The 20,920-nt window shown below is 70.7% G+C and carries 16 protein-coding genes; 14 read left to right on the forward strand and 2 right to left on the reverse strand.

The window, feature by feature from the left end:
- Position 1: 1 nt before the first annotated feature.
- The 6 genes from scpB (at position 2) to MRQ36_RS24470 (ending at position 7,392) form a co-directional block, all read left to right on the forward strand.
- The gene (gene scpB / locus MRQ36_RS24445; protein WP_242799051.1) at positions 2-925 is read left to right on the forward strand and encodes an SMC-Scp complex subunit ScpB; all 924 of its coding nucleotides are present in this window, start codon (positions 2-4) and stop codon (positions 923-925) included.
- The gene (locus MRQ36_RS24450) at positions 912-1,673 is read left to right on the forward strand and encodes a pseudouridine synthase (RefSeq protein ID WP_242799053.1); all 762 of its coding nucleotides are present in this window, start codon (positions 912-914) and stop codon (positions 1,671-1,673) included. The genes scpB and MRQ36_RS24450 overlap by 14 nt, the downstream gene beginning before the upstream one ends.
- Positions 1,674-1,869: 196 nt before the next feature.
- On the forward strand, positions 1,870-2,550 hold the full coding sequence (gene cmk / locus MRQ36_RS24455; protein WP_242799055.1) for a (d)CMP kinase: 681 nt from the start codon (positions 1,870-1,872) through the stop codon (positions 2,548-2,550).
- Entirely contained in the window at positions 2,547-3,950 is a 1,404-nt protein-coding gene (der, locus tag MRQ36_RS24460) for a ribosome biogenesis GTPase Der (RefSeq protein WP_242799057.1), read from the forward strand. The genes cmk and der overlap by 4 nt, the downstream gene beginning before the upstream one ends.
- A 229-nt stretch (positions 3,951-4,179) precedes the next feature.
- Positions 4,180-5,577, forward strand: coding sequence for a non-reducing end alpha-L-arabinofuranosidase family hydrolase (locus tag MRQ36_RS24465; RefSeq protein ID WP_242799059.1), 1,398 nt, complete (start codon positions 4,180-4,182; stop codon positions 5,575-5,577).
- Between the two features lie 123 nt (positions 5,578-5,700).
- Positions 5,701-7,392, forward strand: a complete 1,692-nt coding sequence (locus tag MRQ36_RS24470; RefSeq protein ID WP_242801343.1) for a cellulose binding domain-containing protein — start codon at positions 5,701-5,703, stop codon at positions 7,390-7,392.
- Positions 7,393-7,652: 260 nt separating this feature from the next.
- Here MRQ36_RS24470 and MRQ36_RS24475 read toward each other — a convergent pair whose 3' ends face one another.
- Together MRQ36_RS24475 and MRQ36_RS24480 are read right to left on the reverse strand one after the other, a co-directional pair.
- Positions 7,653-9,101 (reverse strand): arabinofuranosidase catalytic domain-containing protein, encoded by a 1,449-nt coding sequence (locus tag MRQ36_RS24475; RefSeq protein WP_242799061.1) that lies wholly within the window; start codon positions 9,099-9,101, stop codon positions 7,653-7,655.
- Positions 9,102-9,335: 234 nt separating this feature from the next.
- Positions 9,336-10,817: an arabinofuranosidase catalytic domain-containing protein gene (locus tag MRQ36_RS24480; RefSeq protein ID WP_242799063.1), complete on the reverse strand. Its 1,482-nt coding sequence runs from the start codon at positions 10,815-10,817 to the stop codon at positions 9,336-9,338.
- A gap of 472 nt (positions 10,818-11,289) precedes the next feature.
- Here MRQ36_RS24480 and MRQ36_RS24485 point away from each other — a divergent pair, with 472 nt between their 5' ends.
- From MRQ36_RS24485 to araA, 8 genes are all read left to right on the forward strand, one after another.
- On the forward strand, positions 11,290-11,667 hold the full coding sequence (locus tag MRQ36_RS24485; RefSeq protein ID WP_374250684.1) for an RICIN domain-containing protein: 378 nt from the start codon (positions 11,290-11,292) through the stop codon (positions 11,665-11,667).
- 418 nt (positions 11,668-12,085) lie between these two features.
- Positions 12,086-13,771, forward strand: a complete 1,686-nt coding sequence (gene araB / locus MRQ36_RS24490) for a ribulokinase (protein WP_242799067.1) — start codon at positions 12,086-12,088, stop codon at positions 13,769-13,771.
- Positions 13,768-14,454, forward strand: a complete 687-nt coding sequence (locus MRQ36_RS24495) for an L-ribulose-5-phosphate 4-epimerase (RefSeq protein WP_242799069.1) — start codon at positions 13,768-13,770, stop codon at positions 14,452-14,454. Before araB ends, MRQ36_RS24495 begins: the two co-directional genes overlap by 4 nt.
- A 202-nt stretch (positions 14,455-14,656) precedes the next feature.
- Positions 14,657-15,586 (forward strand): ABC transporter substrate-binding protein, encoded by a 930-nt coding sequence (locus MRQ36_RS24500; protein ID WP_242801345.1) that lies wholly within the window; start codon positions 14,657-14,659, stop codon positions 15,584-15,586.
- Between the two features lie 152 nt (positions 15,587-15,738).
- Positions 15,739-17,280, forward strand: a complete 1,542-nt coding sequence (locus MRQ36_RS24505; RefSeq protein WP_242799071.1) for a sugar ABC transporter ATP-binding protein — start codon at positions 15,739-15,741, stop codon at positions 17,278-17,280.
- The gene (locus MRQ36_RS24510; RefSeq protein WP_242799073.1) at positions 17,277-18,347 is read left to right on the forward strand and encodes an ABC transporter permease; all 1,071 of its coding nucleotides are present in this window, start codon (positions 17,277-17,279) and stop codon (positions 18,345-18,347) included. The genes MRQ36_RS24505 and MRQ36_RS24510 overlap by 4 nt, the downstream gene beginning before the upstream one ends.
- Positions 18,344-19,333 carry a galactofuranose ABC transporter, permease protein YjfF gene (gene yjfF / locus MRQ36_RS24515; protein ID WP_242799075.1) on the forward strand — a complete coding sequence of 330 codons (990 nt, stop codon included), beginning with the start codon at positions 18,344-18,346 and terminating at the stop codon, positions 19,331-19,333. The genes MRQ36_RS24510 and yjfF overlap by 4 nt, the downstream gene beginning before the upstream one ends.
- Positions 19,334-19,359: 26 nt before the next feature.
- The gene (gene araA, locus MRQ36_RS24520; protein WP_242799077.1) at positions 19,360-20,862 is read left to right on the forward strand and encodes an L-arabinose isomerase; all 1,503 of its coding nucleotides are present in this window, start codon (positions 19,360-19,362) and stop codon (positions 20,860-20,862) included.
- Positions 20,863-20,920 lie beyond the last annotated feature (58 nt).

Consider the following 20,920-nt stretch of genomic DNA (forward strand, 5'->3'; position numbering starts at 1 on the left):
GATGAGCGACGAGGAGCGCCGCGACTCGCTGGCCGACCAGGCCGCCGCCTGGGTCCCGCCGTGGGAGCGCCCCGCCCCACCGAAGCCCGCGCCGATTCCGGCCGACGCCCCACCCGACCCCGACCCCGACCCCGAGCCGACGCCGGCCGACGCCGCCCCGACGCCCGCCGAGCAGTCCCGGCCGGAGATCTTGGACACCTCCCGTCCGCAGGGAACGGGAACTCTCCAAGATCGCGACATGGCGGGAGGTCTCGGGGCCGGAGCAACCGCGGGAGGGCCGGCAGCTTCCACGATCTCCGGGGAGAACGGGGCGGGGGGCGTGACCGGGAAGCGGGGGAGGCGGCGGGTGGCTCCCGCGCCGGAGCCGGCGCCGGAGCTGGACGACGCGGAGCTGCGCGGCGCGCTGGAGGCCATCCTGCTGGTGGTGGACGAGCCGGTCAGCGAGCTGACCCTGGCCCAGGTCCTCGAGCAGCGGCCCGAGCGGGTCGGTCCGATGCTGGACGAGATCGCCGCCGGCTACACCGCCGCCGGGCACGGTTTCGAGCTGCGCCGGGCGGCGGGTGGCTGGCGTCTCTACACCCGGCCGGAATACGCCGGCTACGTCGAGCGGTTCGTGTTGGACGGGCAGTCCGTACGACTGACCCAGGCCGCGCTGGAGACCCTCGCGGTGATCGCCTACAAGCAGCCGGTGACCCGATCGCGGATCTCCGCCATCCGGGGTGTCAACTGCGACGGGGTGATCCGTACCCTGGTCCTCCGCGGCTTGGTGGAGGAGTGCGGCGCCGAACCGGACAGCGGGGCGTTCCTCTACCGGACCACCACCATGTTCCTGGAGAAGCTGGGCCTGAACTCGGTGGCCGACCTGCCGCCGCTCGCCCCGTTCCTCCCCGACGACGTAGAAGAGCTTGCCGATGCCACGCGATGACCGCACCGTCTCCACCGAAGCGCCCGAGGGTGAACGCCTGCAGAAGGTGATGGCCGCCGCCGGCGTCGGCTCCCGCCGCGCCTGCGAGGACCTGATCTTCCGCCGCCGGGTGACCGTGAACGGCCGGGTCGCCAAGCTGGGCGACAAGGTCGACCCCACCACCGCCGTGATCCACGTGGACGGGGAACGGCTCCAGGTCGACACCCGCCTGGTCTACCTGGCGATGAACAAGCCCCGCGGGGTGGTCTCCACGATGGCCGACGAGAAGGGCCGCACCGCGCTCGCGGACTTCCTGGGCAACCGGGTCGAGCAGCGGGTCTATCACGTCGGGCGGCTCGACGCGGACAGCGAGGGGCTGCTGCTGCTCACCAACGACGGCACCCTCGCCCACCGGCTCATGCACCCGTCGTACGAGGTGCTGAAGACCTACCTGTGCGAGGTGGCCGGGCCGATCCCGCGCAACCTCGGCAAGCGGCTGGCGGCCGGGGTGGAGCTGGAGGACGGCCCGGTGAAGGTCGACTCCTTCAAGGTGGTGGACACCCTGGGCAAGACCGCCCAGGTGGAGCTGAGCCTGCACGAAGGGCGCAAGCACATCGTCCGGCGGCTGCTGGCCGAGGTGGGGCACCCGGTGTCCCGGCTGGTGCGTACCTCGATCGGGCCGATCCGGCTGGGCGACCTGCGCGCCGGGCGCACCCGGCGGCTGACCAACGCGGAGGTCGCCGCCCTGTTCGCGGCGGTCGAAGACTGACCGGCGTCGTTCCGGGTACCGCTGACGGTAGGCTTCCACGCGGCCGGTGACGGCTCTCCGGTCGTGGCGCGGGTCGCGCCCGGCCACGCCCCGCGCCGCCGGAGAGGGCGGGCGCGGGCATCATTGACGAGGAACATCCGCTCAACGGCGCCGCAGGAAACGGCGACCCGCGAGATACGGGCTGAGGAGGCACACGGTGGGGCAGAACGAACGGACCGGGCGGTGCGTGGTGGCAGTGGACGGGCCATCCGGTTCGGGTAAGTCCACCGTCTCGCGGCGGCTCGCCGGCAGCCTGGACGCCCGCTACCTGGACACCGGCGCGATGTACCGGGCCATCACCTGGGCGGTGCTGCGCTCCGGCGTCGATCTCACCGACGCCGCGTCGGTGGCCAAGGTCGCCGGCGAGGTCGACCTGCGCATCGGCACCGACCCCCAGGGGTACGGCGTGACCGCCGACGGCGTGAACGTCGACCGGGAGATCCGGGGTCCCGAGGTGACCGGTGCGGTCTCCGCCGTGGCCGCCGTACCGGCGGTCCGGGAGCTGCTCGTCGCCCGGCAGCGGGAGATGATCGCGCACGCCGGCCGGATCGTGGTCGAGGGCCGCGACATCGGTTCGGTGGTGGCGCCCGACGCCGACCTGAAGGTCTATCTGACCGCCTCCGAGGCGGCCCGCGCCCGGCGGCGCAGCGCCGAGGACGCGGCCGACGTGTCGGCCACCGCCGCCGACCTGGCGCGGCGGGACAAGCTGGACTCGACCCGGAAGGTCAACCCGTTGCAGCAGGCCCCCGACGCCGTCGAGCTGGACACCACCGAGCTCGGCATCGACGAGGTCGTCGCCCGGCTCCGTGAGCTGCTCACCGAGCGGGGCGTGGCATGAGCGAGCAGAGCGGCTGGGTGGAGCTGCGGGACCCGGACCTCGACGTCGAGGAGCAGTCCGGTCCGCAGCCGGTGGTAGCCGTGGTCGGCCGTCCCAACGTCGGCAAGTCGACCCTGGTCAACCGGATCATCGGCCGCCGGCAGGCGGTCGTCGAGGACGTCCCCGGCGTGACCCGGGACCGCGTCCCGTACGACGCGCAGTGGAACGGCCGTGCGTTCACGGTGGTCGACACCGGCGGTTGGGAGCCCGACGCCAAGGACCGGGCCGCCGCCATCGCGGCGCAGGCCGAGGCGGCGGTGGCGACGGCCGACGTGGTGCTCTTCGTGGTCGACGCGATGGTCGGTTCGACCGATGTGGACGAAGCCGCGGTGAAGATGCTGCGACGCAGCGCCAAGCCGGTGATCCTGGTGGCGAACAAGACCGACAACACCTCCATCGAGATGGAGGCGACCGCGCTCTGGTCGCTCGGCCTCGGCGAGCCGTACCCGGTCTCCGCCCTGCACGGCCGGGGCTCCGGCGAGCTGCTCGACGCCATCCTGGACGCGCTGCCCGAGGCGCCGAAGATCGTGGAGAACCGACCGCGCGGCCCGCGCCGGGTGGCCCTGGTGGGCCGCCCCAACGTCGGCAAGTCCAGCCTGCTCAACCGGTTCTCCGGCGAGGAGCGGGCGGTCGTCGACTCGGTCGCCGGCACCACCGTCGACCCGGTGGACAGCCTGGTGCAGATCGGCGGGGAGACCTGGCAGCTGGTGGACACCGCCGGTCTGCGCAAGCGGGTCGGCAAGGCCAGCGGCACCGAGTACTACGCCAGCCTGCGGACCGCCGCGGCGATCGAGGCGGCCGAGGTGGCGGTGGTGCTGCTCGACTCCAGCGAGGTGATCAGCGAGCAGGACCAGCGGATCCTGACCATGGTCGTCGAGGCCGGCCGGGCCCTGGTCATCGCCTTCAACAAGTGGGACCTGGTCGACGCCGACCGCCGGTACTACCTGGACAAGGAGATCGACCGGGAGCTGCGCCGCATCCCGTGGGCGATCCGGCTGAACCTCTCCGCGCAGACCGGCCGGGCCGTGGACAAGCTCGCCCCGGCGTTGCGCAAGGCCCTGGCCAGCTGGGAGACCCGCATCCCGACCGCGCAGCTCAACCAGTGGCTGACCGCGCTGGTCCAGGCCACCCCGCACCCGGTGCGGGGCGGTCGGGCCCCGAAGATCCTCTTCGCCACCCAGGCGGGCGTCGCCCCGCCGCGCTTCGTGCTCTTCACCACCGCGCCGCTGGACGCCGGCTACCAGCGCTTCGTCGAGCGCAAGCTGCGCGAGGAGTTCGGCTTCGAGGGCACCCCGATCGACATTTCGGTACGCCCCCGCAAGAAGCTCGGCCCGGGCGGTCGGGGCAAGGCCCACGGCTGACCCCTGCTTCTCCTCCGGAATGCCGGGTGGCCTCGACGGCCGCCCGGCGTTCCTCGTACCCCACCCTCCTAGGACGCTTTAGGGGGTGTGGCGGGTGCGGCACCACCTAATGGATGAAGGTTGATGCGATGGGAGCGCTCCCGTAACATCCCTGACGCGGCTGTTAACGTTCACAAAACATCTGTGCCCAGCGAATGTGCCGGCCGCCATCACAGGAGGAGGGTGCTTTATGGGTAGATCCAGAGCGGCCGGTGTCGCCCTGGCGGCGACCGGTGTCGCGGTGCTGGCGTCGGCGACGCTCGCCGTAGCGTTGCCCGCCGGTGCGGCGACCGCCGGCTGTTCCGTGTCCTATGCCGTGTCGTCGCAGTGGCAGGGCGGATTCGGCGCGAACGTGTCGATCACCAACCTGGGCGATCCGTTGACCGGTTGGACGTTGACCTGGTCGTTCGCTGCCGGGCAGAAGGTGACGGAGTCGTGGAACACGTCGCTGACGCAGAGCGGCTCGGCGGTGACCGCGAAGAACGTGAGTTACAACGGTGCCGTCGCGACCAACGGAACGGTGTCGTTCGGCTTCAACGGGTCGTGGTCGGGCAGCAACCCGGCACCGACGAGCTTCGCCGTGAACGGGGTGTCGTGCACGGGTAGTCCCACCTCCCCGACCCCGCCCCCCAGCTCGTCCCCGCCCCCCACCTCGTCCCCCACGCCGACCCCCACGCCGACCGGCACGTGCGCGCTGCCGTCGAGCTACCGGTGGACCTCCACGGGCCCGCTGGCACAGCCGAAGTCGGGCTGGGTGTCGCTCAAGGACTTCACCCACGTCGTCTACAACGGCAAGCATCTGGTGTACGCGACCACCCACGACTTCGGATCGGCCTGGGGCTCGATGGCCTTCAGCCCCTTCACGAACTGGTCGGACATGGCGTCGGCCACCCAGACCGGAATGAGCTCCGGCACCGTCGCGCCCACGCTGTTCTACTTCGCCCCGAAGAACATCTGGGTGCTGACCTACCAGTGGGGTTCGGCCGCCTTCATGTACAGGACGTCCAACGATCCGACCAACCCCAACGGCTGGTCGGCGCCGCAGGCGCTGTTCACCGGGAGCCTCTCCGGCGCCGCCCCGATCGACCAGACGGTCATCGGGGACGGGACCAACATGTACCTCTTCTTCGCCGGGGACAACGGCAAGATCTACCGGGCCGGCATGCCGATCGGGAACTTCCCGGGCAACTTCGGCTCGAGCTACACCACGATCATGAGTGACACGACCGCCAACCTGTTCGAGGCGGTCCAGGTCTACAAGGTCCAGGGCCAGAACCAGTACCTGATGCTCGTCGAGGCGATGGGCGCGCAGGGCCGCTACTTCCGGTCCTTCACGGCCACCAGCCTGGGTGGTTCGTGGACACCGCAGGCCGCGACCGAGAGCAACCCGTTCGCGGGCAAGGCCAACAGCGGCGCGACGTGGACCAACGACATCAGCCACGGTGACCTGATCCGCAGCAATCCCGACCAGACCATGACGATCGACCCCTGCAACCTGCAGCTGCTCTACCAGGGCCGGGCCACCAACTCCGGCGGCGACTACGGCCTCCTGCCCTACCGGCCGGGCCTGTTGACGCTGCAGCGCTAGTGGCGTGCTGCGGGTGGGCCCGGCGTCGTGACGGCCGGGTCCTCCTGCGGCTCGCCATCTCCCGATCAGCCCTGCGAGTCGAGAAGAGGTCTCGTGAGAAAACGCAAGGTGAGCACCGCCGCCATGGTGACCGCCGGCACGATGCTGCTGGCATCGGCCGCGGTCGCCGTGGCGCTGCCCGCCGGGGCCGCAGCCGCCGGCTGTGCGGCGAACTATGCCGTGTCGTCGCAGTGGCAGGGTGGCTTCGGCGCCAACGTGACCGTCACCAATCTCGGTGACCCGATCACGAACTGGACGCTGACCTGGTCCTACGGCGCGGGACAGACCGTGACGGAAGCCTGGAACGCCACGGTGGCCCAGAGCGGCGCCGCGGTCACCGCCAGGAACGTCAGCTACAACGGCGCCATCGCCACCAACGGTTCGACGTCGTTCGGCTTCAACGGTACGTGGAACGGCAGCAACCCGGCTCCGGCCGGCTTCGCGCTGAACGGGGTCGCCTGCACCGGCGGCACGGTGCCGACGACCTCGCCGAGCACGTCACCCACCACGTCACCGACCACGTCACCGACCACGTCACCCCCGACCGGGCCGGCGGACATCTCGGTGAACAGCGCCACCAGATACCAGACGATCGACGGGTTCGGGGCGGCCGTGTCGATCTGGGGCGGCGCCTGGTCGACCGCCGAGACGCAGACGCTGGTCGGGTTGGGTCCCAACCAGCTTGGTCTGTCCATCGTGCGTACCGGCATCTCGCCGGTGTCCAGCGAGTGGTCGACCCAGGTGAACGCCCTGAAGACGGCGAAGTCGTACGGGTCGGGGGTGAAGATCCTGGCGACACCGTGGACCGCTCCGGCGGCGTGGAAGACGAACAACAGCCGGACCAGCGGCGGCAAGCTGAAGCCCGAGTACTACGACGACTACGCCAACCATCTGAACAGCTACGTCCAGTACATGCGTAACCAGGGCGTGCCGATCGACGTCACCTCGGTGCAGAACGAGCCGGACTGGCACCCGGACTACGACTCGATGGACTGGAGCGGCACGGAGCTGGAGACGTTCGTCCGGGACCAGGGCGCGAAGGTGCAGAACACCAAGCTCATGGTCGCCGAGGCGGTGAACATGAACTACAGCTACACCGACCCGACCCTCAACGACGCGAGCGCCCGGAACAACCTCGGCTACGTCGGCGGTCACCTGTACGGCACCGAGGCCGCCGGGCGGCTGAAGCCGTACTCCCTGGCCGACCAGTACCACAAGCCGGTCTGGATGACCGAGTGGAACCTGCACGCGGCCGACGGCAGCGGCTCCAACATCTGGGGCGACCCCGGTAACCAGGCGGTCTGGAACGAGACGCTCGACGACATCATGCGTACGGTGCACAAGTCGATGGAGTCGAACTGGGCGGCCTACGTCTGGTGGTACGGCAAGCGCTACTACTCCTTCATCGGGGACGGGGACGCGGCCTACGGCACGGTCGCCGGTGCTCCGCTGAAGCGCGGGTACGCCTTCTCGCAGTACGCCAAGTACGTCCGCCCCGGCTACCAGCGGGTCGCCCTGACCAAGAGCGCCAAGGCCTCGCCGCTGGAGGTGACCGCCTATCAGGGCGGCGGCAAGATCACGCTGGTGATCCTCAACCGGTCGACCAGCGCGGTCAACAACGCCGTCATCCAGGTGCCGCAGAACGTCACCAAGGCCGAGTACTACCTGACCTCGCAGACCGCCAACGCGGCCAGCCAGCCGGTCGGTGTGAACGGTGGGCAGGTGAGCGTCAACGTCGGCGCACGCAGCATCTCCACCGTCGTGTTGACCCTCTGATCGCTCTCCCGGTCCGGTCGAGACGAACCGCCCCGGTCGCCACGCAGGGCGACCGGGGCGGTTCCGTGGATCGGGCTGGTGCCTGGACTCGGCAGCCGCACCTCGGTTCGGTGCGCGACACCGACGGCGCCGCACCAGCACCGTCGGCGTGGCGAAGGGGAGCGGCTGTCGGCGTCGTACCCGCTCACCGGTGACCGCCGCGGCAAGGCCGGTCCCGGGACGGCAACCCCCGCGGGGTCGGGGGCGGCGGCTGCGTCAGCTCAGCGGTAGCCGGCGGCCACCACGTTGGCCTGGACGGCGTTCTCGGTCGCGTCCGAGGGATAGCCGGCCACCATGGCCCCCTCGTAGAAGGTGCCGACGCTCTGGTTCTTGTTGTCGATGCAGCAGTCGCCGCCGCTGCCCAGGATGATCGCTCCCTGCTTCTTCATCGGGCTGTAGCCGTTGGGCAGCGATCCGTCGTAGAGCGTGTAGAGGCTGCCGGACTGGGCGTTGCTGCCCTTGATGGCGAACCGGGAGGTGCCGTTGTTCTTCAGCGTGGCCGTCACGAACTTGCTGGTGAAGGCCCGCTGGTTCGGGTTCCACGAGGAGCTGCCGCCGGGGAAGAGACCCCACTCGAGGTCGGCCTGCACCCAAGGGCCCGTGCCGGAGCAGCCACCGAACCAGCAGCTCGTACTGAAGTTGATCGCGTCCATCGCGCCGGCCCCGTCGGCCCGGCGGGTGGTCTCGCTGTTGCCGTAGTCGAAGCAGCAACCGCTGTTGACGTGGGTGCCGCTGGTCACCATGTACATGCCCTCGGGGGCGCTGCCGGTCGGGACGCCGGTGGTGTGCCCGTCCCGCCAGTAGCTGCTGTTGCCGGGAATGTAGAGCGAGTACGCCTTGGCGCCGCCGACCGTGACCGCCTCGCGGTTCGCGACGGCCGGCGCAACCGCGCCCCCGATGCCGCCGGCTCCCTGGTAGCCGAGGTTGTTGCCCCGACCGGACTGGTCGTAGATCCAGGTGATGACGCAGGTGGTGTTGGCGCAGAAGGTGTCCTGCGCGGCGGCGTCGGCGGGACCGCCGGCCGTGCGGGTGGTGACGTCGCGGGTGGCGTTGTCGGAGGAGCGGCGGACCTGGTAGAGGCGCCCACTGTAGGTGCGGAAGAGGGCGCGGGTGGTGCTGTGCGCGGCGACGCAGGGGGTGCCGCCGGCGGCGTAGATGTCGCAGGGGCCGTTGGTGGTCGGCGGCGGGGTGCTGGGCGACGGGGGTGGCGTGGTCGGCGTCGGGGTGGTGGGTGGTGGTGGGGTGCTGGTGGCGCCGGTGCAGGTGACGCCGTTGAGGGTGAAGCTGGTGGGGACGGTGCCGGTGCCGGTGGCGTTGAAGCCGAAGCTGGTGGTGCCGCCGGTGGCGATGGCGCCGTTGTAGGAGACGTTGGTGGCGGTGGCGGTGGTGCCGGTCTGGGTGAGGGTGGTGTTCCAGTACTGGGTGACGGTTTCGCCGGCGGTGAAGTTCCAGCTGAGTCGCCAGTTGGTGATCGGGTCGCCGAGGTTGGTGATGACGACGTTGGTGCCGAAGCCGCCGGGCCAGGAGGAGGGGACGGTGTAGGTGACGGCGCAGCCGGTGGTGGCGGCGGAGGCGAACTGGGTGCCGGTGAGTCCGGCACCGGTGAGGGTGAGCGCGGTGGCGGTGGCGATCAACGCCCACCGCCGGCGGGAACGGCTGGTGAGTCGCAAGGGGACCTCCCGGTCCGTGAGTGGTGCGGGGATGGCGCCCGGCCGATGACGTCCGGGTCGGGTACGGCGGCGCTTCTGCACGGCGATTGGCGCGCGAATGAGCGGTCACCTGGACCGCTGGTCGGCGTGCCGCGTCGACATTGGACCGTGGTCGGCGGGGCGGCACCCACCCCGTCCGGAGTGGTCCGCCTCGCCGATCGGCCGTGGCGTGCCGGCCTCAGCCGGCTGCCCGGGTCAGTTGCGCAGGCTCCACTGCTGGTTGGCGCCGCCCTGGCAGGTCCACAGAACGACCTTGGTGCCGTTCGCGGTGCCCCAGTTGTACGCGTCGAGACAGAGTCCCGACTGGACACCGCTGATGGTGCCGTTGGAGTTGAGGTTCCACTGCTGGTTGGCTTGGCCGTTGCAGTCCCAGATGATGGCGCGGGTGCCGGCCGACGTGCCGGCCGCCTCCGCGTCGAGGCACTTGTTGCCGTACACCTGTAGTTGCTTGGTGGCGGTGTAGGTCCAGCGCTGCATGGCCCCGCCCCAGCAGTCCCAGAGCTGCACCTGGGTGCCGCTGGTGGTGCTGCCGTTCGGTACGTCGATGCAGCGGCCGGACTGGTTGCCGACGATCTCGATGTTCTGCTGGCCGCCGCCGGTGGTGGCGGCGTAGCCGGCGGCGGTGATGTTGGCCTGGACCGCGTTCTCGGTGGTGTCGGTGGGGTAGCCGGAGGTCATGACGCCTTCATAGAAGGTGCCGGCGGCGCCGTGGCTGTTGTCGCCGCCGATGCCGAGGATGATGGCGCCTTCTTTCTTCATCGGGTTGTAGCCGGAGGCGTTGGGGCGTTTGCCGTCGTAGAAGGTGGAGAGGCCGCCGGTCTGGGCGTTGCCGCCGCGGATCGCCCAGTGGTTGGGTTCGCCCTTGACGATGGCGGTGAGGAAGCGGTGGTTGATGGTGGGGTCGTTGGCGTTGTAGCCCGGGTTCACACCGGAGAAGAGGCCGTTTTCGAGGTCGGCCATGATCCAGGGACCGGTGCCGGTGCCGGTGCCCCAGATCTTGTTGTTGCTGAAGTAGATGGCTTCCATGGTGCCGTTGCCGTTGTCGCGGCTGTTGGTTTCGGCGTTGCCGTAGTCGAAGCAGCAGCCGCCGTTGTAGTGGGTGCCGTCGAGAATGGCGTACATGCCTTCGGGTTGGTCGCCCTTGGCGATGCCGTTGGTGGTGTTGTTGCGGTAGCCGGTGCCAGGGGCGACGAACACCCCGTACGCCTTGCGGCCGTTGACGGTGACCGGGGCGAGGGTGGCGTCGGCGAGGTTGTCGTAGCCACCCGCCGCAGGGCCGGAGAAGCCACCGGGAGGCGCCTGGGTGAGGTGGTTGCCCCGGCCGGACTGGTCGTAGATGACCGTGATCAGGCACGAGGTGCCGGCGCAGAAGGAGTCCTGCGTGCCGGCGTTGGCGACGTCGCCGGGGGTGAGCGGAGCGATGTCGCGGGTGGTGTTGTCGGACGCGCGCCGTACCTGGTACAGCGGTCCGTTGTAGGCGCCGTAGAGGGCGCGGGTGGTGCTGTGCGCGGCCACGCAGGGGGTGCCGCCGGCGGCGTAGATGTCGCACGGCCCGGTGCCGGCCGCGAGAGCCGGTGACCCGGCGGAGCCGACCACGGTCCCGGCCACGGCGACGAGCAGCGCCAGTGGGGCCAGGGCCGCCGCCAGCCGCCGCCGGCCGAGGGTTCTCTGATCCATCGATCTCCTCCTGAGAATGACGTGTGTGTGAGCGCTAACATTGACGCTTATCGTGTCCTTGACATTCGGGTCTGTCAACGGCTTCGCGGTTGATCGCCGGGAAGCGCCGGCTTTGGCATGGAATCCGTCCGGACGGCGCGTCGGCTGTTGACAGGCGAGCTCATCCGCCTGTTACATGGGCTGACCGGGCAGTTGTTAGCGATAACAGGCTGGTGTCGGGTCGGCGACCGGCCCTACCGGCGTGGGCTACCGGTGCACCGGCTGTGCGGCGGCGAGTGCACGGTGGCCGCAGGGGCGTCAGCCGGCGGGCGTCGAATCGCGGGTGTTCCACCGTCGAGCCGTCCGACGGCGCGAGAACCGATCCGCCCCGCCCTGACCGGCTGACGAACCTCGGCAGCAACAAGTGCCTCGGCGTCGTCGGTGCCTCTACCGGTCCGGGTGTCGTGCTGGAGCAGCGGACCCGTGCCGCCTGGTGCTGGACAGCGGGGGGGGGAGTGTGGCGTCGGGTCCGGTGGTGAAGCAGTGGACCGGCGTGAGCAGCACCAACCTGCAGTGGCAGCTGGTGGACGTGGGTGGTGGCTACAACCGGATCGTGAACCGGGCCAACGGCATGGTGATCGACAGTTGGGGCGACGCGAGCAACGGGGCGAGTGGGTCGCAGGCGCCGTGGAATGGTGGGAACAACCAGCAGTGGCGGTTGGTGAGCGTGGGTAGCGGGCGGTATCAGATCGTCAACCGGGGTACGGGTACCGCGTTGGACGGGATGGGCAGCACGACCGCGGGATCGATGGTGTGCCGGTGGGCGCCGAACACCAACACCAACAACCAGTGGACCGTCACGGCCCTCTGACGACCGCGCCGTACGCGGCCCCGCTCCCGCCCGGGAGCGGGGCCGTTCGTCGAGCAGCGGTGCCGGGGCCCGGGTCGGCGCGGATCAGGAAGAGCGTCTTCTCCGGGTCGGCGCGGCGACCCTCCGCCGGCTGGCCGTCCGGGTGCCGCGTGGGCCCGGCCCTGCCGTGTCGCGGGCGCTGTGGGGGCGTTCCATCGTTAGCGCTAACAGATCATCTTTGCTGGCTGCGGCGCAGTGCAAGGGCTGTGGATGCGAGTCGAGGCATCGATACATGTTAACGTTCACATGTGGCCGACGGCGCACCTTCGGGCGGGTCGGTCGCCCTTGTGGCCACCCCGCTGCGAGTCTGTTGCGGCAACATCTTGACCGACGCCGATGTGAGCGCTAACAATGTGAGCCACGGCACGCGGAGGTGGACATGATGGATGTGGACGGGCCGGGGGACCGGTACGTCGTCGGGGTCGACTACGGGACCCTGTCGGGCCGGGCGCTGGTGGTCCGGGTCGGGGACGGGGCCGAGCTGGGCACCGCGGTCCACGAGTACCGGCACGGAGTGATCGACTCCGCGCTCCCCGGCGCGGCGGTGCCGCTGCCGCCCGACTGGGCGCTGCAGGACCCGGAGGACTACCGGGACGTGCTGCGGCACGCGGTGCCGGCCGCCGTGGCCGCCGCCGGGATCGACCCGGCCCGGGTGATCGGCATCGCCACCGACTTCACCGCCTGCACCGTCCTGCCCACCCTCGCCGACGGCACCCCGCTCTGCGAGGTGCCGGAGCTGCGCGACCGGCCGCATGCCTGGGTGAAGCTGTGGAAGCACCACGCCGGGCAGCCGCAGGCCGACCGGATCAACGCGCTGGCGCACGAGCGCGGCGAGCCGTGGACCGGCCGGTACGGCGGCAAGATCTCCGCCGAGTGGCAGTTCGCCAAGGGCCTGCAACTCCTCGACGAGGACCCGGAGACCTACCGCCGCGCCGAGCGGTTCATCGAGGCGGCCGACTGGATCGTCTGGCAGCTCTGCGGCGTCGAGACCCGCAACATCTGCACCGCCGGCTACAAGGGCATCCGCCAGGACGGCCGGTACCCGTCGCGGGAGTTCCTGACCGCCCTGGACGTCGACTTCGTCGACTTCGTCGGCAAGCTCGACGGGCCGCTGCTGCCGATGGGCGCCTGTGCCGGCACGCTGACCGCGCAGGCCGCGGCGTGGACCGGGCTCCCGGCGGGGATCGCGGTCGCGGCCGGCAACGTCGACGCCCACGTCACCGCCGCCTCCGCCCGGGCGCTGCTCCCCGGCCACCTGGTGGCGATCATGGGCACCTCGACCTGTCACGTGGTCAACGGCGCCGACCTGGTGGAGGTGCCCGGCATGTGCGGCGTCGTCGACGGTGGGCTCAGTCCCGGTCACTGGGGCTACGAGGCGGGCCAGAGCGGGGTCGGCGACATCTTCGGCTGGTTCGTCGAGCACGCCGCGCCGGCCGGCGTCGACTCGCACGAGCGCCTTTCCGAGCTGGCCGGGGCGCAACCCGTCGGCGCGCACGGGCTGGTCGCTCTGGACTGGTGGAACGGCAACCGGTCCCTGCTGGTCAACCACGACCTGAGCGGTCTCGTGGTGGGGCTGACCCTGGCCACCCGGCCGGCGGACGTCTACCGCGCGCTGCTGGAGTCGACGGCGTACGGCACCCGGATGATCATCGACGCGTTCGTCGAGGCGGGGGTGCCGATCCACGAGCTGGTGGTGGCCGGCGGCCTCACCTCGAACCGGTTGCTGATGCAGATCTACGCCGACGTCACCAACCGGCCGTTGAGCCTGATCGGATCGGCGCAGGGGCCCGCGCTGGGCTCCGCGATCCACGCCGCGGTGGCCGCCGGGGCGTACCCGGACGTCTACGCGGCCTCCGAGGCGATGAGCCGGGTGGACCGTGACGTCTACCGGCCCGACCCGGACCGGGCCCGCGCCTACGACGCCCTGTACGCCGAGTACCGCGCGCTGCACGACCACTTCGGCCGGGGCGGGAGCGAGGTCATGTCCCGGCTGCGGGCCATCCGCAACGCCGCCGTCGGTCCGGCGGCGGCCGAGGTCACGGCCGCACTGGAGGTGGTCGCGTGAACACCGGTCCGCAGATCCGGCGGCTGCGGGAGAGCGTCGCCCGGTTGCACACCGAACTGACCCGCTACCGGCTGGTCGCCTGGACGGCGGGGAACGTCTCGGCGCGGGTGCCCGGCCAGGACCTGATGGTGATCAAGCCGAGCGGCGTCGACTACGACGACCTCGCGCCGGAGAACATGGTGGTCTGCGACCTGGCCGGCATCGTCGTCGAGGGTGACCTCGCGCCGTCCAGCGACACCGCCGCGCACGCCTACGTCTACCGCGCGATGCCGCAGGTGGGCGGCGTGGTCCACACCCACAGCACGTACGCGACCGCCTGGGCGGCCCGTGGCGAACCGATCCCGTGCCACCTCACCGCCCAGGCCGACGAGTTCGGCGGGGAGATCCCGGTCGGCCCGTTCGCGCTGATCGGCGGCGACGACATCGGCAAGGGCATCGTGGAGACCCTCACCGGGCACCGCTCGCCCGCCGTGCTGATGCGCAACCACGGCGTGTTCACCATCGGCCGGGACGCCCGCGCCGCGGTGAAGGCGGCGGTGATGTGCGAAGACGTCGCCCGTACCGCGCATCTCACCCGGGCGCTCGGCGAGCCGGCGCCGATGGCGGCGGCCGACGTGGACGCCCTGCACGACCGCTACCAGAACGTTTACGGACAGCGTCCCGCGTCACCGGCGAGCCCGTGACGGCCGCCTCCGATCGCGCGGACCCGCCCTGCGGGGCGGGCCGCGGAGCACCACCTCCACCCACCACACCACCTGCGACAGCACCACCACCAGAACGGCGTAACCCCTTACCCCGAGGAGACATGCGGTGAAGAGAACGAGAGCCCTCCTGCCGTCCCGCAAGGTCATCGCGGTGCTCACCGCGGCGCTGCTGGCCACCGGCATGGCGGCCTGCGGCAACAGCGACACGGGCGCCGGCGGCGGCAAGGACGACGGGAAGATCACCCTGGGCTTCTCCCAGGTCGGCGCGGAGAGCGGCTGGCGGACGGCGAACACCACGTCGATCAAGGAATCCGCCGCGGCGGCCGGCATCGACCTGAAGTTCGACGACGCGCAGCAGAAGCAGGAGAACCAGATCAAGGCCATCCGCAACTTCATCCAGCAGAAGGTCGACGTGATCGCCTTCTCGCCGGTGGTGGAGTCCGGGTGGGACACCGTGCTCAAGGAGGCCAAGGACGCCAAGATCCCGGTCATCCTCACCGACCGGTCCGTCGACTCGGCCGACAAGTCCCTCTACAAGACCTTCCTCGGGTCGGACTTCGTCAAGGAGGGGCGGCTCGCGGGCGAGTGGCTGGTGGAGCAGAAGAAGGCCGCCACCGGCCCGGTGAACATCGTCGAGCTGCAGGGGACGACGGGTTCCGCGCCGGCGAACGACCGGAAGAAGGGTTTCGCCGAGGCCATCTCCGCCAACCCGAACCTGAAGATCATCGCTTCGCAGTCCGGTGACTTCACCCGCGCGGGCGGCAAGCAGGTGATGGAGCAGTTCCTCAAGGCCAACCCGAAGATCGACGTGCTCTTCGCGCACAACGACGACATGGGCCTGGGCGCGCTGGAGGCGATCACCGCGGCCGGGAAGGTGCCCGGCAAGGACATCACCATCATCACGGTCGACGCGGTCAAGGACGGCATGCAGGCCCTCGCCGACGGCAAGTTCAACTTCATCGCCGAGTGCAGCCCGCTGCTCGGTCCGCAGCTGATGGACCTGGCGAAGAAGGTGCACAACGGCGAGGAGGTCCCGGCCCGGATCGAGACCCAGGAGACCACCTTCACCCAGGAGCAGGCCAAGGCGGCCCTGCCCGACCGCAAGTACTGACGCCGACGACCGGGGCGACGCCCCCGGCAGCAGCGGCCGGGCCCCGGGGCCCGGCCGCCGCGCAGGCCCGACCGGCCTGCGGAGTTGACGGACCGGGCGGGCCGCGTACGCCGCGCGCCTTCCTCACGAACCTCACCGAAAGGTCCGGTGGCATGGCAGGGAGCCATCCAGTCCTGACAATGACGGGGATCAGCAAGTCGTTCCCCGGGGTACGCGCGCTCGACAACGTGGACTTCCGCCTCTTCGCCGGCGAGGTGCACGCGCTGATGGGGGAGAACGGCGCGGGCAAGTCGACCCTGATCAAGGTGCTCACCGGCGTCTACGGCATCGACTCCGGCACCGTCACGCTCGACGGCGCGCCGGTGTCGTTCACCGGCCCCATGCAGGCCGCCGCCGCCGGGGTGAGCACCGTCTACCAGGAGGTCAACCTCTGCACCAACCTCTCGGTGGCGGAGAACATCTTCATCGGCCGGGAACCGCGCCGGCTCGGCGCGGTCCGGTGGGGCGAGATGCGCCGGCGGGCCCGCGCCCTGCTCGCCCGGCTCGACCTGGACATCGACGTCAACGCGCAGCTCGGCAGCTATTCGCTGGCGGTGCAACAGATGGTGGCGATCGCCCGCGCGATCGACGTCGAGGCCCGGGTGCTGGTCCTCGACGAGCCGACCTCCAGCCTCGACGCCGGGGAGGTGGCGCAGCTGTTCCGGGTGATGCGCCAGCTGCGCGACGAGGGGATCGCGATCCTCTTCGTCACCCACTTCCTCGACCAGGTGTACGGCATCGCCGACCGGATCACGGTGCTGCGCAACGGGCAGCTCGTCGGCGAGTACGCCACCCGCGACCTGCCCCAGCTCACCCTGGTGGAGAAGATGATCGGCAAGGAGCTGCGGGTCCTGGAACGCCTCGACGAGGCGCCCCGACGCGACGTCGCGGCCCTGGCGGCAGGCACGCCGTTGCTCGACGCCCGCGCACTCGGACGCCGCTCGGCGGTGGCGCCGTTCAGCCTGACCATCCACGAGGGTGAGGTGGTCGGCCTGGCCGGCCTGCTCGGCTCGGGCCGTACCGAGGTGGCGCGGCTGCTCTTCGGCGCCGACCGCGCCGACCAGGGTGACGTCCGGGTGCGGGGCACCCCCACCGCGCTGCGGACGCCGGTGGCCGCCATCGACCACGGCATCGGTTTCTGCTCGGAGAACCGGCGGGCCGAGGGCATCGTCCCGGAGCTGTCCGTACGCGAGAACATGATCCTCGCCCTGCAGGCCGCCCGGGGTTGGCTGCGCCCGATCCCGCGCCGCCGGCAGGACGAGCTGGTCGAGCGGTACGTGAAGGCGCTGAGCATCCGTCCCGCCGACCCCGACATCCCGGTGGCGAACCTGTCGGGCGGCAACCAGCAGAAGGTGCTGCTCGCCCGCTGGCTCATCACCGAGCCCCGGCTGCTGATCCTGGACGAGCCGACCCGGGGCATCGACATCGGGGCGAAGACCGAGATCCAGCGGTTGGTGGCGGAACTCTCCGACGGGGGCACCGCCGTGCTGTTCATCTCCGCCGAGCTGGAGGAGGTGCTGCGGCTCAGCCACCGGATCGCCGTGATGCGGGACCGCGAGATGGTCACGCAGCTCACCAACGACGACAGCGTCGACGCCGACCGGATCATGCAGGTCATCGCCGCCGGCGCCGGGCAGGGGAGGGTGCCGTCATGACCGGGACACGGTCCGGTTTCCGGGCGCTGACCACACATCGGCTCTTCTGGCCGGTCGCGGTGCTCGTCGTCCTGCTGGCCGCCAACACGATCCACCGGCCGGGCTTCCTGTCGGTGCAACTGCGCGACGGCCACCTGTACGGCAGTCTCGTCGACATCGTCCGGCTCAGCGCGCCGCTGATCCTCGTCGCGCTCGGCATGACGCTGGTCATCGCCACCGGCGGCATCGACCTGTCGGTCGGCTCGCTCTGCGCGATCAGCGGCGCCATCGCCTGCCTCTACATCAGCCGTCAACCCGACCAGAACAGCCTCGGTGGGGTGCTGACCGCGCTGGCCCTGGGACTGGGCGTGGCCCTGGTCCTCGGTGCCTGGAACGGTGTGCTGGTCGCGGTCATCGGCATCCAACCGATCATCGCGACGCTGATCCTGATGGTCGCCGGTCGGGGCCTCGCCCAGCTGATCACCGAGGGGCAGATCCTCACGATCAACTCCGACCCGTACAAGGCGATCGGCGTCGGCCACCTGCTCACCCTGCCGCTGGCCATCTTCATCGCCCTCGCGGCGGCCCTGCTCATCGCCGCGGTGACCCGCCGTACCGCCCTGGGCCTGATCGTCGAGTCGGTCGGCGGCAACGCCCGGGCCAGCCGCCTGGCCGGCATCCGGTCCGGGCGGGTCACCTTCCTGGTGTACGTCATCAGCGCGGCCTGCGCCGCGGTCGCCGGATTCATGATGACGGCCAACGTGTCCAGCGCCGACGGCAACGCGGCCGGCCTCTGGGTCGAGCTCGACGCGATCCTCGCGGTGGTGATCGGTGGCACCTCGCTCGCGGGTGGCCGGTTCTCCCTCGGCGGCACGATCCTCGGCGCGCTGCTCATCCAGACCCTCACCACCACGGTGTACGCCATGAACATCTCGCCCCAGACGTCCCTGCTGTTCAAGGCCGTCGTGGTCATCGCGGTCTGCCTCATCCAGGCCCCCGGCTTCCGGGCCCGGTTCGCCCGGCGGCGGCCCGCCGCGGTGCCCGTCGTCACCGCCCCGGAACAGCCGAAGGAGCAGGTGCCCGCATGACCACCCTCTCCCTGACCGCCGCCCGTACCTGGGCCCGGCTGCCCCGGCGGCACGTCCCGGTCCTGGCCACCGGGTTCCTGCTGCTGGTCCTCTACGGCGTCGGCGTCTCGCAGTACCGGGCCTTCTCCGGCGTCCAGGTCGTCTTCAACGTCTTCATCGACAACGGGTTCCTGCTCGTCGTCGCGGTCGGCATGACCTTCGTGATCCTGACCGGTGGGATCGACCTGTCGGTCGGCTCGGTCGTCGCGATGACCGCGATGGTCTCGGCGTTCCTGCTGGAGAAGGGGACACCGGCGGCGCTGGTGCTGCTGGTCGCGCTGCTCATCGGGCCGACGCTGGGCTTCCTGATGGGCTGCGTGATCCACTTCTTCGACATCCAGCCGTTCATCGTCACCCTGGCCGGGATGTTCTTCGCGCGGGGCATGTGCACCTTCATCAGCGGCTCGTCCATCCCGATCACCGACGGGTTCTGGACCCGCATGTCCCAGGCCCGGATCGGGAACCCGAGCGGCAACTTCGTGTCGGTCAGCGTGCTGATCGCCTTCGCGGTGGTGGTCGTCGCCGGCTACGTCCTCGCGTACACCCGGCTGGGCCGCAACGTGTACGCGATCGGCGGCAACGCCCAGTCGGCCCTGCTGATGGGCCTGCCGGTCGGCCGTACCCGGATCGCCGTCTACACCATCAGCGGCCTCTGCGCCGCGGTCGGCGGCATCCTGCTCTCCTTCTACACCCTCTCCGGCGCCCCGCTGATCGCCGTCGGCATGGAACTCGACGTGATCGCGGCGGTGGTCATCGGTGGGACCGTGCTCACCGGTGGCTCCGGCTACGTCTTCGGCACCGTGCTCGGGGTGCTGGTCCTCGGGGTGATCCAGACCCTGATCACCTTCGACGGCAGCCTCAACTCCTGGTGGACCAAGATCGTGATCGGCGGCCTGCTCTTCGCGTTCATCCTGCTCCAACGTCTGATCGGAATTCGCTACAAGTGACCGACCATCTCGCGGAAGGCAACCCCATGGCAACGCACCCCGCGCCGGAGATCTGGTTCCTCACCGGCAGCCAGGCCCTGTACGGCGAGGACATCCTCCGTCAGGTGGCCGAGCAGTCCCGGCGGATCGCCGCGGTGCTCGACGACTCGCCGCACATCCCCGCCCGGGTCGTCTGGAAACCGGTGCTCACCACGAGCGCCGACATCCTGCGGGTCTGCCGGGACGCCGCCGCGCAGGGGGCGATCGGGATCATCGCGTGGATGCACACCTTCTCGCCGGCGAAGATGTGGATCTCCGGGCTGGACGCGTTGCGGACGCCGCTGCTGCACCTGCACACCCAGGCGAACGTCCGGCTCCCGTGGGACGACATCGACATGGACTTCATGAACCTCAACCAGGCCGCCCACGGCGACCGGGAGTTCGGGTTCGTCCAGACCCGACTCGGGGTGGCGCGCAAGACCGTCGCCGGGCACGTCAGTGACCCCCGGGTGATCTCCCGGGTCGGGGCCTGGACCCGGGCGGCACTGGGCTGGTCGGCGATGCGGTCGCTGCGGCTGGCGCGCTTCGGCGACAACATGCGCGACGTGGCGGTGACCGAGGGCGACAAGGTGGAGGCGGAGCTGCGATTCGGCGTCTCGGTGAACACCTACGGCGTCAACGACCTCGTCCGGCAGGTCGACGAGGTCACCGACGCGCAGGTCGACGACCTGGTCAAGGAGTACGACGACAGCTACCGGGTGACGCCCGAGCTGCGTCCCGGTGGCGACCGGCACGAGTCCCTGCGCTACGCCGCCCGCCTGGAACTGGGTCTGCGCACCTTCCTCGAAGCCGGCGGCTTCCGCGCCTTCACCACGAACTTCGAGGACCTGGGCGGGCTGCGTCAACTGCCGGGCATCGCCGTGCAGCGGTTGATGGCCGACGGTTACGGCTTCGGCGGCGAGGGCGACTGGAAGACCTCCGTCCTGGTCCACACCCTCAAGGCGATGGCGGTCGGGGTGGACGGTGGCACCTCGTTCATGGAGGACTACACCTACGACCTCACGCCGGGCCGGGAACTGGTGCTCGGCGCGCACATGCTGGAGGTGTGCCCGAGCATCTCCGCCGACGTGCCGACCGCGGAGATCCATCCGCTGAGCATCGGTGGCCGGGAGGACCCGGTCCGGCTGGTCTTCGACGCCGCGCCCGGTCCCGCCGTGGTGCTCGGCCTGGCCGACATGGGGGAGCGGTTCCGGCTGGTCGCCAACGAGATCGACGTGGTGCCACCACCCCAGCCGCTGCGGCGGCTGCCGGTGGCCCGGGCGGTCTGGCGTCCCCGCCCGCACCTGGCCGGCTCCGCCGAGGCGTGGATCACCGCCGGCGCCCCGCACCACACGGTCCTGTCGCAGGCGGTGGGGGTCGAGGAGCTGCACGACCTGGCCGAGATGAGCCGTACCGAGCTGGTCGTCATCGACGCCGACACCGACCCGCGCCGGTTTGCCGACCAGATCCGCTGGAGCCAGGCCTACTACCGGCTGGCCAAGGGGTTCTGAGCGGCCGGCGACGGAACGCGGCGGACGCGCCCGCCCACCCTCGGGCGCGTCCGCCGTC

It is taken from the genome of Micromonospora sp. R77 (assembly GCF_022747945.1).
GTDB lineage: Bacteria > Actinomycetota > Actinomycetes > Mycobacteriales > Micromonosporaceae > Micromonospora.